Here is a 15,097-nt window from a genome sequence, read left to right on the forward strand (position 1 = left end):
TTTCGATATGAACAACTATTGGGAAATGGAGTTCCAGCGTCAGACAGACCAGTGGTGGACGATGCCGCACATACATAAATATTACAACCTGTTGAAATCCTTTGCCGCTCCCGTCGATGTGATCTCGGAGAAGGAGGATTTTTCGGGTTATCCCTTCCTGATTGCGCCGGCTTATCAGTTGCTTGATAACAATTTGGTAGAACGTTGGACTGAATACGTGAAGAATGGAGGACATCTGATTCTGACCTGCCGTACCGGACAGAAAGACCGTAATGCCAAACTGTGGGAGGCTCCTTTGGCTGCTCCCATCCACCAACTGGCCGGAATAAACAGCTTGTACTATGACCATCTGCCTCACAGTCTCTACGGAAAAGTAGATTTTGGCGATGAGGAATACGCCTGGAACAATTGGGCGGACGTACTAACTCCGGCTGCCGGAACAGATGTTTGGGCTGTGTATGCGGACCAGTTTTATAAGGGAGCTGCTTCCGTGATACACCGTAGACTGGGTAAAGGAACGGTCACCTATATCGGAACGGATACCGATGACGGGAAATTGGAGAAAGAAGTAGTACGTCGTGTATATGAGGAAGCCGGTGTACCGACTGAAGATTTACCATACGGAGTAGTGAAGGAATGGCGGGACGGTTTTTATATCGCTTTGAACTATACATCGGACATTCAGGAAATAGCCATTCCCGATGAGGCGGAGATATTGATCGGCAGTGCACGCCTCGAACCTGCCGGAGTGGTGGTATGGAAAGAAAAAACAAATAAATAATAAACCAACTGGTAAATATATGAAAATAAGGAATCTTTTATGTTATGTTTTGTGCGGATTTATATTCTTTTCTTGTTCGCAATCTAACGAAAGGAAAGATATAGAGATGGATCATTTTATTACAGATTTGCTGAATCAAATGACTCTCCATGAGAAGCTCGGACAGTTGAATTTGCCTTCCGGTGGTGACCTTGTTACCGGTTCTGTAATGAACGGTGAGCTTGGAGAGATGATTCGTAAACAGGAGATCGGTGGCTTTTTCAATGTAAAGGGAGTCCATAAGATTTACGCCCTGCAACGTTTGGCCGTGGAGGAAAGTCGTCTGAAAATTCCCTTGCTTGTTGGTGCGGATGTTATCCATGGTTATGAAACCATTTTTCCTATTCCTTTAGCGCTTTCCTGTAGTTGGGATACACTGGCAGTGGAACGGATGGCTCGTATTTCTGCCGTTGAAGCCAGTGCCGACGGTATCAGTTGGACTTTCAGTCCCATGGTTGACATTTGTCGCGATAGCCGTTGGGGACGCATTGCCGAAGGTAGTGGTGAAGACCCTTATTTGGGTTCTCTGTTTGCAAAAGCATATGTGCGCGGTTATCAGGGTAACAATATGCAGGGAAAAGATGAGATCTTGTCCTGTGTGAAACATTTTGCACTTTATGGTGCTTCCGAGTCAGGTCAGGATTACAACACGGTGGATATGAGTCGGCAACGTATGTATAATGAATATCTTGCCCCTTATCGGGCAGCAGTTGATGTCGGTGTTGGTAGTGTGATGAGCTCCTTTAATTTGGTGGATGGCATTCCAGCTACAGCGAATAAATGGTTGCTGACTGACCTGTTGCGTGATGAATGGGGCTTCCGCGGGCTATTGGTGACAGACTATAACTCTATTGCCGAAATGTCCACTCATGGTGTGGCCCCTCTGAAAGAGGCTTCCATACGTGCTTTACAGGCGGGAACGGACATGGATATGGTTTCCTGCGGTTTTCTGAACACACTTGCAGAATCTCTGAAAGAGGGTAAGGTTACCGAGGAACAGATTAATACAGCTTGCCGACGTGTGTTGGAAGCAAAGTATAAATTAGGTCTGTTTTCAGATCCGTATAAATACTGTGATACCTTACGTACCAAAGATGTTCTTTATGCGGATGTTCACCGTGCCGCAGCACGTGAGATTGCTGCTGAAACATTTGTCCTGCTGAAGAACACCGATAATCTGCTTCCGCTCGAACAGAAGGGACGAATAGCCCTAATAGGACCTATGGCTGATGCGCGTAACAATATGTGCGGAATGTGGAGTATGACTTGTACTCCTTCCCGTCATGCTACTTTGTTGGAGAGTCTTCGTTCTGCAGTAGGTGATAAGGCTGAAATACTATATGCGAAAGGTAGCAATATCTACTATGACGAGAGGCTTGAGAAGGGTGCTGTCGGCATACGTCCTTTGGAACGTGGCGACAATCGTCAATTACTGGATGATGCACTTGCTACAGCTGCTCGCGCGGATATTATTGTTGCTGCTTTAGGTGAATGTGCGGAAATGAGTGGCGAATCGGCTTCACGTACAAATCTTAATATTCCCGATGCCCAACAGGATTTGTTGAAGGCTTTGGTAAAAACGGGTAAACCTGTTGTGCTGCTTTTGTTTACGGGGCGCCCGTTAGTTTTGAATTGGGAGGAGGCGAATGTCCATTCCATTTTGAATGTCTGGTTTGGTGGTAGTGAAACGGGTGACGCTATTGCTGATGTGTTGTTCGGCAAAATGTCTCCGAGTGGTAAATTGACTACTACTTTTCCCCGTTCGGTCGGTCAGCTTCCTTTATTCTATAATCACTTGAACACAGGACGTCCCGACCCTGATAATAGTACTTTCAATCGTTATTCCAGTAATTATTTGGATACAACCAATGAACCTCTTTATCCTTTCGGATACGGTTTAAGTTATACCCGTTTTACCTATGGAGATATGCATTTGAGTTCGGAAACATTATCTGAGAATGGAGACTTGACGGTATCTGTGACCGTGAGTAATGTAGGGAATTATGATGGATACGAGATAGTACAACTTTATTTGCATGATATATACGCGGAAATAGCCCGGCCGATAAAAGAACTGAAAGGTTTCGAACGAATCTTCCTGAGAAAGGGTGAAAGCCGTGAAGTGAAGTTTATCATTACCGCAGCAGACTTGAAGTTTTATAATTCGGAATTGCAATATCTTTATGAGCCGGGAGAATTTGATGTAATGGTAGGGCCGAACTCTCGCGATGTACAGACTAAACGTTTTAAAGCTGAATAATGTGAACGATAGCTATAGCACAGTTTGATATAAAATAAGTAGAAATAGATGATTATAAAAAGAAATAAAGATGAAAAAACTTCGATACTTTCTCATACTGACATGTATGATTTTATGCGTTGACAATGTCGTTGCCGAGATTGTCTTGCCTCAAATTTACACTGACAATATGGTACTACAACGAAATTCAACCATTACAATGTCAGGGCATGCCAATCCGAAATCGAGAGTTACTCTCTCTGCTGACTGGTTACAGGAAAGTATATCGACACAGGCCAATATCGACGGTTACTTCTCATTGCGTTTTAGCACTCCTGTTGCTGGTGGTCCTTACTCAATGGTAATAAATGATGGTGTAGATAAAAAAGTATTGCAAAATATTCTCATTGGTGAGGTCTGGATATGCTCAGGGCAGTCGAACATGGAATTCCCGATACGTGGAGACTGGGCCAGACTTATGGATGCCGATCAGATTGTCGCTTCAATGCATCATCCGGCTCTGCGTTTAATGCAAATTAAGAATACAACATCGCTCGCTCCACTTGATGATGCTGCCGTAGAATATGGTTGGATAGAATCTTCGCCATCGGCAGCTTCGTTTTCGGCAATAGGTTATTTATATGGCACGATGCTACAGGATTCGCTTAATATACCTATCGGTATTATAGATGCCACATGGGGAGGAACGGATATTGAAGCATGGACTCCTCAAAAATCTCTAAGGAATGTGCCTGAAATAAAAAACATAAACCGGCTGCTCGAAAGTAGCCTTTCGGAAGATGAACTACGGGATAACATATTCAAAAAGCTTTATGATGAATATGATGCACCTCAGAAGATTGAATATCCTATTAATCGGGCGCTTTTTCATCAGGAAATTCCATGGAAGAGCATGAGTGTGCCGTCTCTATGGGAAGACAATGGCCTGCCAGGGCTCGATGGTGTTGTTGTATTTCAATATGAATTGGAACTTCCACAGGAAGCTGCCGGTAGCCCCTTGCAATTGCATATCGGAGCAATAGATGATTATGACTGCACATATTTCAATGGGGTTAAAGTAGGGGTTACATCAGGTTTTGAGAAAGCTCGTCATTACTTTGTCGATGGTCGCTATGTTAATGCTGGAAAAAACGTCATAACTATTGAGGTAGTAGACAATGGTGGAGGTGGTGGTATTTGGAAATCATCATATGCAGATGTCAATGGTGTGTCATATTCATTAGACGGAATGTGGTCGTATATAGTTTTAAGTGATTTTGCGAAGTCGCACATAAAATTCAAAGAGCCTACATCGCCTAATTTCCCGACCGTGCTCTATAATGCAATGATTTATCCACTTACGCAAATGCCTGTTGCCGGTGTTATATGGTATCAAGGTTGCAATAACGTTGGGCGTGACCAAATGTATGAGGTATGTTTCAAGAATATGATAAAAGGATGGCGTGAAGCATTTGGAAAACCTGATATGCCGTTCTATTTTGTGCAGTTGGCTGGTTTTCTGCAGCCTGTTGCGGTGCAGCCGGAGTCTGAATGGGCTCTTCTGCGTCAGGCACAAGCGAAAGCTCTTGAATTACCAAATACCGCAATGGCAAGTGCTGTAGATTTAGGCAATCCAATTGATATCCACCCGACAAATAAGGCTGAAGTCGCACGACGACTATGTCTTTTGGCTTTGGATAAGACGTATGGACAACGACAAATCTGCGAGGCTCCTGTATGTATTGAAACAAAGTTTGAAGGTAACAAAGCCCTGCTGAGATTCGACAAATTAGTAAAATCTCATGGAGGTGTAATTACAGGATTTATTGTTGGTGACAAGGATAATAATTGGGGATATGCAAATGCCCGAATGATTGATGACAAGACGATAGAATTAAAATCTGTTCTTGTAGAGAGACCTTCAGTTGTGCGCTATAATTGGGCTGATTATCCGGACGGTAACCTTTATGGAGACAATAATCTCCCTGTTTTGCCTTTTGCGACTGATAAGTAGAATAAGTGATCTCAGTTAGCGTCTCAGTAAAACATGGAACGTCTCCTTTTTAGTGTTAAAAATCAGACAATAACCATATTTTGTAGGGAGTTCCTTACACATTAATCAATTGAAAATAGTATCATAAATTATTATACAATGAAAAATAAATGGAATGTTAGTGTTGTGTTTTTATTCTTTTTAGCGGGAATATGTGTATGTGCCTGTACACAGAAATCTAGTTCTTCAAATAACAGCCGTTGGCCGGAAGAGAAAATACAGAAATGGTATGACAATCAGCCTTGGCTGGTCGGTTGCAATTATATTCCGGCAACGGCAATCAATCAGATAGAAATGTGGAGTACGGATACTTTCGATCCTGAACAGATTGACAAAGAACTATCATGGGCGCATGAACTGGGCTTTAATACCTTACGCGTTTTCTTGAGCAGTGTCGTATGGCAAAATGATGCGGCAGGAATGAAGAAACGTATGGATGAATTCTTGAATATTTGCAGGAAGTATTCAATCCGCCCTATGTTTGTGTTCTTCGATGATTGTTGGAATCCGGAGTCAACTTATGGTGAACAACCAAAACCGAAGCCGGGTGTTCATAATTCCGGCTGGGTGCAGGACCCTTCGTGTAGCTTGCGCAAAGATACACTGACTTTATATCCTTTTCTACAAGAGTATGTAAAAGATATTGTTCGGACCTATGCTAACGATGACCGGATATTGATGTGGGATTTGTATAATGAACCCGGAAATAGTAAACATGAAGAAACTTCTTTGTCTTTATTGACAAATGTCTTTCGTTGGGTGCGCGATTGTAAACCGTCACAACCGATTACTGCCGGTGTATGGGACTATAATTCTCCCCGGAAGAATGTCCTGAATGCGTTTGTGTTGAATCATTCGGACATCATCTCTTATCATAATTACGATAATGAGGAGCGGCATGGCGAATGTATCAAATTTCTGAAGATGCTTAACCGTCCGTTGATCTGTACTGAATATATGGCGCGTCGCAATGACAGTCGCTTTTGTAATGTTCTTCCTTTGATGAAAAAAGAAAAGGTAGGCGCCATCAATTGGGGATTTGTTGCAGGAAAGACAAATACTATTTTTGCCTGGGATGACGTTATTTCGTCAGGCGAAGAACCGGAATTATGGTTTCATGATATCTATCGTTCTACCGGAGTACCTTATCAACAGGAAGAAGTCGATTGTATTCAATCTCTGACAGGAGAAAGATAGAATCCACATAAAGATTATTATCCGCAAACATCTTCATCAAACCGCTTCTGGCAAATTGGATTTCAGCTTGTTCAATTTGTTTGTCAATGAAGTCCGGATAACCAAATCTTTTATATCGTTCGGACTCCGGCTTTACCCCGTGTGGATATGCAAAGTGCCGTATATCCCTTTTGGAAGATAACTCGGAAGTCCGAACCGCGCAGGTTCAGGCTTTCCGAGCTGGGTGGGGCTACCGAACTTAGCAGGCGAATTGAATTAGTCCACCAAAATCTGCCTGAATCTCACAAATTCTTTTTATATTTGTGATTCAAGAGCACAAGATAAGGAAAATGATGAAACAGTCTATTTATTCTTTTAAACAATTACTGTCAGGAGGCTTGCTTTGTTGCGTAAGCGTCTCTGCGATGCCGTTACTTCTTCCATTTGTCCAAATATATCCTTTGCAGGAATTCTTTCCGGTCTTTGATTGGATTCCTTTTTCCAATATGGTATGATAAGTCTCATCCATATGCAGATAATCATCCTTGTGGACGGCATCGTGCAGAACTTCCTGCAGGACATCAAACACCCGGGCCGCTTTCCGGATCAGCCCGTGTGCGGTGGACTTGTTCATTTTGAAGCCGTTTTCGGCAAAGAGTTTGATGATTCTTTCCACCGACATGGAATAAATATAACGTAATTGCAGGATACCGGTAATGAAAGAGGCATCATAATTGGAGTTCAGCAACGGCGTGGCAGGCAGGCTCCCGGCTATAATATTTCCCATGTACCGGCAATAATACTGGTGGTTAATATGTTTGATGAAACGGGGAGGGATATATTCGTAGCGGATGGAATCCACTATCTTCAAAAACTCCCCAAATTCGGGCTGGAAGCCGGGACAGGACGGATAGATGTCATGTTCTTGTATCTCCAGGTCAAAGTATTCCTTACGCCGGGCATTGTTGTTGCCGCGTTCCTTTGGAGAGGGAGCTTTTTTCTTTCGGTTCCCTACCGGTTCGTCAGCGGATGGAATAGGGATTATTTTCTCTGATTTTTTAGTTATCAGTTTGCTTAATGCCTGGTTAGTCTTCTGCATTTTCTGCATAGACGCTTCCTTTGCAGAAAAGGCTTTTTCAAGCGATTGTAGTGCTTCTGTAAGAGTTTCAACCTGATGGGTAAGAAGGAAGACATTGTTCGACTGGGCAGACAACTGTTCGGGCATACGCTTGTTCTGATCAAGCAGCTGATTGTTTTGTTCTTTGGAAAAACGTAATTGTTCCTCCAGCAAGCTTATTATCCGTTTGTAATTTATGGTGTAAAGATACGGATAATATGTTAGTAAAATAAATTATGTTCATGATTAAATATTTGTATATCAATGTGTTAATCTGTTAAAAGCTAGGTTTTAAAACGTTTTCTCAGAAGTACTGAGCGCGGCGAGATGCCTTTCATTATCATAAAAAAGATCTCCCATTCAAGCTTACACAGCCCTTGAGAAGACTTAAAACGGGGTAATTCAAAAGTACCTTCTTCCAATCGTTTTTGATATAAAATAAATCCATCGGTATCCCAGCGAAGTACTTTGACCATGTCTTTTTTCTTGCCGAAAAACAGGAAAGCGTCTCCGCTTAAGGGGTTGGCATTCATCTGCGAGCGGATTAATTCAGAAAGGCATTCGATTCCTTTATTCATATCAATATAGCGTGGATAAAGGTAGTAACTAATGTATTCATTCAGACTGAACATAGCTTTGGGTACTTAGTTTGTTATAGGATTCGATGAATTTGGTCAATGCCGTGGCATGGGCTTGTCGGATATTGACTGTCACGCCGTCAGGAAATGTAATGGAAACGCCTTTTAAAACTTCAGGGGAGGATACAACCTGCACGGCAGCCGGCTCTTGTTCAGCAGGCGGACGGGAAGTTTTACGCCGTCCGTAAAAGGTCTGGGGGATTTCAAAAGCGGGAGCAGAGGTGGAACGTTTCAACAAGACTTCATAATATAATACGCTGAGATCAATGCCACGACGACGCATCCATTGACGGACACTTTCAACACGGACATTGTAGAGTTCACAAAAAGACTGAAAACTCAAATAACTGTCAGGAAAACTACGAAGATGGTGCTTGTAGTCTTCAACAATCAAAGGATAAGGAAGATTAGGAGGAGCCGTCTTTTTTTTGAGGGCAAAGGTAGAAGACAATGGCAAATAAAACAAGACGGCATCGCGGAGACGCTTACCGATTTGAAGTATGTCGGTGAAAGTGGTGAAAGCGTGATAGAAGGGCTTTTGCATGGTCGCTTTCACCCGTTTTCTTGTTTTGGACGGAGGTTTCAGGAAGAAGGTGAAAGCGGTGAAGGATGTAGTCTTATAGATGATTTACTTTCATTGTTTGATTGAATAGTAAGGCTTTTTTAGTTATCTGTTAAATTGATAATATATCTGCTTAGAGGGGATTATTTAATAGCATCGAACTTCAGTGTCCCGTTTACGTCGATAATTTTCAAAGTACGGTTACCCTTTATTCCCATATCAATGAAATTGACCTTGTATAAACCATTTCCCAATGCAGTTACTGATGTTACTTTAGATATGTCGCTTGGTCCGTCTTGCATACCTGTTCGGAAGTTCCATATCGCATATCCTTCGCCGTCATACTCGTAGTTATCTTTCAGCTGCTTTTGCAATTTGGCTGTACAATGCTTTTTTACTGCCGGAACATAATTCTTTGCTCCAAAAACGTAGTTTGCGTAGAAATCTTTGATGAACTGAATGGTTTTGGTATTGTCCACTTTAGGTGATTGTAGAATAATGGCAGTCCCATTGGCGAGAACAGCCTCATTGTCGAGACAACAAGCTTGAATTTGTATGGGTTGTAGGGCAAATCCTAGATGAATGATATATAAAAATAAAATCTTTTTCATATTCGTATATTATGTATTTTGAAAGTCTTATTTAGATTTAGCGACCTATTGCAAAGATAGCGTTAATTACGAAAAATGAACGAAGTATGTGAGAAAAAGATAATAATATCATATCAAAAGATGAAATGAATTGTCCAAAGCCATTTTGATAAGAGAGGGGAATGAATGTTATAATTAGCGATGAATAGGGGATATTTCGTTTATCTATACATTGCAGGGCAGCCGGATAGTAGCCTCATTGATTGTACTATTCTATTAAATGATATAGATTTAATGTGTATCTTTGTAAAAAATGCAAAATAAAATATGGAATCAAAATAAATGAAATTAGATAATTATGAAAAACATTTTCCTTCCTAAAGTAACGATGTGTATAATTGCACTGTTTACTTTAATTTTACCAGCTTCTGCACAAAATACAAATGCGACAGATGAGTACAAAGAAACGTTGAAGAAAATCATGGATTTTTCTGGTACTTCGACTACTACGGATGACTTTCTCCAGAGATTATCATCTATAATGAAATTGAATGCGCCGAAAAAGGATGAGGCTTATTGGAATGAGTTCTCTAAAAACTGGAAAGAGAAAGTAGAAAATAAGATGTTTGAAATGTATATGCCTGTTTATGAGAAGCATTTAACATTGGAAGAATTAAAAGCTGTTGCTGCATTTTATGAATCTCCCGTAGGTAAAAAATATAAAGAGGCTTCATTGATTGTTATGCGTGAGACAACACCGTTGTTAGTGCAGCAACTCCATACCGAGATGTCCAAAGAGGTAATGCCGGAGAAAAGTGAACGAGTAAAAAGAGGTGAACAGCGGTTGAAAGAATATGAGCAAAAGAAGAAGCGTGATAAAGAATTATATGCACAAGCCTATATGCTTCCAAGCGATAGTATAGTTATAGTTCCTGAAGAAGTGTATGAGAAAGCGTATGAGAATGGGATGTCTACAAGTCCTTCTTTATATTCGATTGAAAGGAGAAAGAATGATACTAAAGTGACATTCATACAACCTATTTATTGGGATTGGCAATGGTTGTATTATAGTCCGGGATTTAAGATTATCGATAAGAAAAGTGGCGATGAGTATAATGTGCGGGGATATGATGGTGGAGCTCCGATGGGGAGGCTGTTGGCTGTCAAAGGATTTAATCATAAATATATTTATATCAGTCTTTTATTCCCGAAACTGAAGAAAAGTGTGAAAGAAATAGATATTCTTGAGTTGCCACACAAAAAAGATAAAGAACAGTTGCCTTCTAATGATGATGGAAAGTTTAAATCATTTTTTAATATAGAGGTGAAGGATTATCAGGTCGTTTCCGATAAGAAAAATAAGAAGATCTATTATTAGTTTAAATGATTATTAGAATTTGAAATGACAATAGCAGGTATTGAACATAAGTGTGAACTGTTTTTTTTGATATAAACTTATTCCGTATGAGAAATCGAATTATGATTTTATGCACGTTTTGTGCTATTGCTATATTTTCTTCTGCACAAGGAAAGTTTTCGATTAGAGGCAATGCTGGTGAGAAATGGAATAATCAGTTGTTGTATTTGTGTCTGATGGATGATGGAGAGAAAGCCAAAGAAGTCATTCTCGACAGTGCAAAAGTGAAAAAGGGAAAGTTCTCTTTTTCTGGTGTACGTCAGACACCGAATATTGCACTTATTAAGGATAGGGATGGAGAAACTTATCCGTTGATTCTCGAAAAAGGAAAGATTGTGATTAATCTTACCACGAGGACCGTAGGAGGTACACCGCTGAACGATACTTTGGATGTGGCTTGGAAAGGAATGCAGTCGGTGATAAATAATAACAAAAAAATAGTGGAAAGTAATATTTCACTTGTTATGAGTCAGAAATCCGGAGAGAGTTTTAGAGAAGCACTGAAACGGGATACTGCATTTGCTGCAATATGGCGGAGAAATGTGGAGATAGATTTGGCACAGAGGGATTCGATTCGCGCTTTTGTAGAAAAACACCAAAACAGTTTGGTGGGAGTATTTCTGTTATCTTTAGAAGAGGTGTCTATGTATTACAGTTTTTTAGAAGATATGATGAGCGAGGCTTCTCCTGTGTTTTCGCAGCATGTATTGGTGAAAGATAAATTAGAAAAAATGAGGCAAATGGCCCGGCGTTTTGAGGCCGAACGTGAAAAGAAAATGACTCCGGAGGAGCGTGAAGAACAAAAGAAACGGCAGGCAATGGACGCTAAGATAAAAATTGGCGAACGTTTTCCGAACGCTAAGGTGAAAGACAATGCTGGAGAGATAAAACAGTTGTCCGACTATGTAGGTAAGGGGAAGTATGTGTTAATAGACTTTTGGGCTTCATGGTGCGGTCCGTGCCGGAATGAAATGCCCAATGTGAAAGCTGCTTATGAGAAATATGCTTCTAAGGGATTTGAGGTGATTAGTATCTCTATAGATAAGAAACAGAAAGCTTGGAGGACTGCTATTGAAGAACTCGGAATGAACTGGACACAAGTATTGAATGTGGATGCTGCTGATGTATATGGTATTTATGCAATACCCAAAACTTTTCTTGTAGATCCGGGGGGCATTGTTGTTGCAAAAGATTTAAGAAGTAAGAAGCTGGAAAAGACATTGTTTAATCTGTTGGAATGATTGTTGTATTATAGTATCGTGATTTGCTAATCTGGATGAATTTGTTCGTATTGGTGGACAATTCATACCTGCCGTGACTGTTATATCGGATTTCTTACAGCAAGTATGAATAGCTATGGCTTAAATCAGAAGCCCGTCCAATAGCTCTAAATAAAGTCCGATAGCTTCTTCTATCTCTTTCAGCATAATATATTCCTCTGCCGTGTGTGAACGTGACGAGCGTCCCGGACCAATTTTTACCGATGGGAAGGACATTAAGGCTTGGTCGGACAATGTTGGAGAACCAAAAGGAACGCGTCCTAACTTCATAGCTTTCTGTACAAATGGGTGTTTCTCGTCAATTCGTGAAGAATTGAGACGGAATGAACGGGCTTGGGCTTCACAGGAAATATGCTTTTTGATTTCAGCAAACAGTTCTTCATTTGAGTAAAGCTCGTTGCTCCGGACATCGACGATGAAAGTACATTTATCGGGAATCACATTGTGTTGTGTACCGGCATTGATAACAGTAACACTCATCTTCACGGGACCTAACAAGGGCGATTCTTTCTCAAAACGATAGTCACGGAACCAGGCAATATCATCCAATACTTTGTAAATAGCATTGTCTCCTTCATTACGCGCTGCGTGTCCTGCTTTACCTGTTGCGGTAACATCTAGTACCATTAATCCCTTCTCGGCAATGGCGGGTTGCATCTCTGTAGGTTCACCTACTATGGCGAACGAAACAGGAGGGAGCCCCTGTAATACACTCTCAATGCCATCCTTGCCTGAAATTTCTTCTTCACAAGAGGCCAGATAAATCAGATTATATTTCTGCGAAGTACGACATAGTTGCAGGAACACCTGTAATAACGAAACAACGCTGGCACCGGCATCGTTACTTCCTAATCCATATAACTTACCGTTTTCTTCACGTGGAGTGAACGGATCTTTCCGCCAACCGTTAACCGGTTTCACTGTGTCTATGTGGGAGTTAAGTAAAATAGTCGGCTTCTTCAGATCAAACATCGGACTAAAGCACCACACATTATTTCCTTTACGTCCCGTCTGCATACCTGCCATTTCGATATAGTTTTGCAGGAAATCCGCAGCTTGGGTTTCTTCCCGGCTGATTGAAGGAATACTAATCAGTGATTTAAGCAGGCTTACAGCCTCTGTTGTCATATACGGAATATCATATTTCATAGTGCAAATCTTTTATCTATACCTTAATATTTGCACAAAGATAGTCGTTTTGAGCAATAGTTTCAAATAAAACTAATACCTTTGTACCATATTTACTAATACAAAGAGTATGACTTATCATCATTTATCTGTCCTGGTCCATCGTCAGGCCGAAAAATATGGCGACAAGGTAGCCTTAAAATACCGTGACTATGAGACAGCTCAATGGATTCCTATTTCATGGAAGCAGTTCTCCGGATCAGTACGGCAAGCAGCTAATGCTTTCGTGGCATTGGGAGTGGAAGAACAAGAGAATATCGGTATATTTTCACAGAATAAACCTGAATGGTTCTATGTCGACTTTGGCGCGTTTGCCAATCGGGCTGTTACTATTCCGTTTTATGCAACGAGTTCACCTGCGCAGGCGCAATATATCATTAATGATGCGCAGATTCGTTTCCTTTTTGTAGGCGAGCAATACCAGTATGATGCTGCTTTCAGCATCTTTGGTTTCTGCACCTCTCTGCAACAACTGATTATTTTTGACCGTTCGGTAGTGAAAGATCCCCGCGACGTATCGTCTATCTATTTTGATGAGTTTATGGCGATGGGAGAGGGATTACCTCACAATGATACGGTAGAAGAGCGTACCGAACGGGCTTCATACGATGACTTGGCAAACATTCTCTATACATCCGGCACAACGGGTGAACCGAAGGGCGTCATGCTTCATCATTCCTGTTATCTGGAACAGTTTCATACACACGATGACCGTTTGACGACCATGTCGGATAAGGATGTATCTATGAACTTCCTCCCCTTGACACACGTGTTTGAGAAAGCATGGTGTTATCTCTGTATTCATAAAGGAGTGCAGATTTGTATCAATCTCCGTCCGGCGGATATTCAGACAACGATTAAGGAAATTCGTCCGACGCTGATGTGTAGTGTTCCCCGTTTCTGGGAGAAAGTATATGCAGGTGTACAGGAGAAAATTAATGAAACAACAGGGTTGAAGAAAGCACTGATGCTGGATGCTATTCGGGTAGGTAGAATCCATAATCTGGATTATCTGCGTTTGGGTAAGACTCCTCCGGTGATGAATCAACTGAAATATAAATTCTACGAAAAGACAATCTACTCTCTACTGAAAAAAACAATCGGTATTGAGAACGGTAACTTTTTCCCGACTGCCGGTGCTGCTGTTCCCGATGAGATTAATGAATTCGTTCATTCGGTAGGAATCAATATGGTGGTAGGATATGGACTGACGGAATCTACGGCTACTGTATCTTGTACACTGCCGGTTGGCTATGATATCGGTTCGGTAGGTGTTGTACTGCCGGGGATTGAAGTGAAAATCGGTGAAGACAATGAAATCCTGCTTCGGGGTAAGACGATCACAAAAGGCTATTACAAAAAAGCGGAAGCCACAGCTGCCGCTATTGAGCCGGATGGCTGGTTCCATACAGGTGATGCCGGTTACTTTAAAAATGGACAGCTTTTCCTGACGGAACGTATTAAAGATTTATTCAAAACATCAAACGGCAAATACGTCGCTCCGCAAGCTTTGGAAACGAAGTTGGTCATTGACCGTTATATCGACCAGATTGCCATTATCGCCGATCAACGTAAGTTTGTCTCGGCTCTGATTGTTCCTGTATATGGATTTGTGAAAGAGTATGCCAAAGAAAAGGGTATTGAATATAAGGATATGACGGAACTGTTGCAGCATCCGAAGATTGTAGGATTGTTCCGTGCGCGGATCGATACACTTCAGCAACAATTTGCGCACTATGAACAAATCAAACGTTTCACTTTACTGCCTGAGCCATTCAGCATGGAACGTGGAGAACTGACTAATACGTTGAAATTGAAACGGTCGGTAGTTGCCAAGAATTATAGTGAGCAGATTGAAAAGATGTACGAAGAAAATGAGAAATAAGAGATGGACGGTGACGGTGAACGTTAAATATGAAACGGTAAACCGTAAACGATAAGTCGCAAACAATAAAACGGTGAACAAAATCTGTGCAATTGGCAGAGTTGTTCACCGTTTATTATTTATAAGTACATC

12 protein-coding genes are annotated in these 15,097 nt (G+C 41.3%); 7 read left to right on the forward strand and 5 right to left on the reverse strand.

From position 1 onward, the window contains the following. From KTR06_RS20610 to KTR06_RS20625, 4 genes are all read left to right on the forward strand, one after another. Window positions 1-781 (forward strand): beta-galactosidase trimerization domain-containing protein (locus tag KTR06_RS20610; protein WP_254306449.1); only part of this gene is annotated, 781 nt, incomplete at its 5' end. Window positions 782-800: 19 nt separating this feature from the next. Continuing rightward, window positions 801-3,080, forward strand: a complete 2,280-nt coding sequence (gene bglX / locus KTR06_RS20615) for a beta-glucosidase BglX (protein ID WP_087323718.1) — start codon at window positions 801-803, stop codon at window positions 3,078-3,080. A 106-nt stretch (window positions 3,081-3,186) separates the two neighbouring features. Further along, window positions 3,187-5,073, forward strand: a complete 1,887-nt coding sequence (locus KTR06_RS20620; RefSeq protein ID WP_217290762.1) for a sialate O-acetylesterase — start codon at window positions 3,187-3,189, stop codon at window positions 5,071-5,073. 138 nt (window positions 5,074-5,211) lie between these two features. Next, on the forward strand, window positions 5,212-6,309 hold the full coding sequence (locus KTR06_RS20625) for a cellulase family glycosylhydrolase (RefSeq protein ID WP_087323713.1): 1,098 nt from the start codon (window positions 5,212-5,214) through the stop codon (window positions 6,307-6,309). 346 nt (window positions 6,310-6,655) lie between these two features. On the opposite strand, the gene KTR06_RS20630 is transcribed toward KTR06_RS20625, so the two are convergent. From KTR06_RS20630 to KTR06_RS20645, 4 genes are all read right to left on the reverse strand, one after another. Next, window positions 6,656-7,579, reverse strand: coding sequence for a transposase (locus KTR06_RS20630; RefSeq protein WP_120070431.1), 924 nt, complete (start codon window positions 7,577-7,579; stop codon window positions 6,656-6,658). Window positions 7,580-7,689: 110 nt separating this feature from the next. Beyond that, window positions 7,690-8,037, reverse strand: coding sequence for an IS66 family insertion sequence element accessory protein TnpB (tnpB, locus tag KTR06_RS20635; protein WP_087323712.1), 348 nt, complete (start codon window positions 8,035-8,037; stop codon window positions 7,690-7,692). Further along, window positions 8,021-8,599: a hypothetical protein gene (locus KTR06_RS20640; RefSeq protein ID WP_133304340.1), complete on the reverse strand. Its 579-nt coding sequence runs from the start codon at window positions 8,597-8,599 to the stop codon at window positions 8,021-8,023. Before KTR06_RS20640 ends, tnpB begins: the two co-directional genes overlap by 17 nt. 149 nt (window positions 8,600-8,748) lie before the next feature. Beyond that, a complete protein-coding gene (locus KTR06_RS20645; RefSeq protein ID WP_004299546.1) occupies window positions 8,749-9,216 on the reverse strand; it encodes a hypothetical protein in 468 nt (155 codons plus the stop codon). A 337-nt stretch (window positions 9,217-9,553) separates the two neighbouring features. Between KTR06_RS20645 and KTR06_RS20650 the strand changes: the two genes are divergently transcribed. Further along, entirely contained in the window at window positions 9,554-10,573 is a 1,020-nt protein-coding gene (locus tag KTR06_RS20650; RefSeq protein ID WP_087323708.1) for a DUF2059 domain-containing protein, read from the forward strand. Window positions 10,574-10,659: 86 nt separating this feature from the next. Further along, the gene (locus KTR06_RS20655; protein ID WP_217290763.1) at window positions 10,660-11,853 is read left to right on the forward strand and encodes a TlpA disulfide reductase family protein; all 1,194 of its coding nucleotides are present in this window, start codon (window positions 10,660-10,662) and stop codon (window positions 11,851-11,853) included. 120 nt (window positions 11,854-11,973) lie between these two features. On the opposite strand, the gene KTR06_RS20660 is transcribed toward KTR06_RS20655, so the two are convergent. Next, a complete protein-coding gene (locus KTR06_RS20660) occupies window positions 11,974-13,041 on the reverse strand; it encodes a M20 family metallo-hydrolase (protein WP_217290764.1) in 1,068 nt (355 codons plus the stop codon). A gap of 109 nt (window positions 13,042-13,150) precedes the next feature. Here KTR06_RS20660 and KTR06_RS20665 point away from each other — a divergent pair, with 109 nt between their 5' ends. Continuing rightward, a complete protein-coding gene (locus KTR06_RS20665; protein ID WP_217290765.1) occupies window positions 13,151-14,965 on the forward strand; it encodes a long-chain fatty acid--CoA ligase in 1,815 nt (604 codons plus the stop codon). Window positions 14,966-15,097: the final 132 nt, after the last annotated feature.

The organism is Bacteroides sp. MSK.20.12, from assembly GCF_019052435.1.
In the GTDB taxonomy this organism is placed as follows: Bacteria; Bacteroidota; Bacteroidia; order Bacteroidales; family Bacteroidaceae; genus Bacteroides; species Bacteroides xylanisolvens.

Coding starts and splice junctions, on each gene's coding strand:
- KTR06_RS20655 (WP_217290763.1), top strand. CDS start 10,660: ATGAGAAATCGAATTATGATTTTATGCACGTTTTGTGCTATTGCTATA.
- KTR06_RS20620 (WP_217290762.1), top strand. CDS start 3,187: ATGATTTTATGCGTTGACAATGTCGTTGCCGAGATTGTCTTGCCTCAA.
- tnpB (WP_087323712.1), bottom strand. CDS start 8,037: ATGTTCAGTCTGAATGAATACATTAGTTACTACCTTTATCCACGCTAT.
- KTR06_RS20660 (WP_217290764.1), bottom strand. CDS start 13,041: ATGAAATATGATATTCCGTATATGACAACAGAGGCTGTAAGCCTGCTT.
- KTR06_RS20645 (WP_004299546.1), bottom strand. CDS start 9,216: ATGAAAAAGATTTTATTTTTATATATCATTCATCTAGGATTTGCCCTA.
- KTR06_RS20625 (WP_087323713.1), top strand. CDS start 5,212: ATGAAAAATAAATGGAATGTTAGTGTTGTGTTTTTATTCTTTTTAGCG.
- KTR06_RS20665 (WP_217290765.1), top strand. CDS start 13,151: ATGACTTATCATCATTTATCTGTCCTGGTCCATCGTCAGGCCGAAAAA.
- KTR06_RS20650 (WP_087323708.1), top strand. CDS start 9,554: ATGAAAAACATTTTCCTTCCTAAAGTAACGATGTGTATAATTGCACTG.
- bglX (WP_087323718.1), top strand. CDS start 801: ATGAAAATAAGGAATCTTTTATGTTATGTTTTGTGCGGATTTATATTC.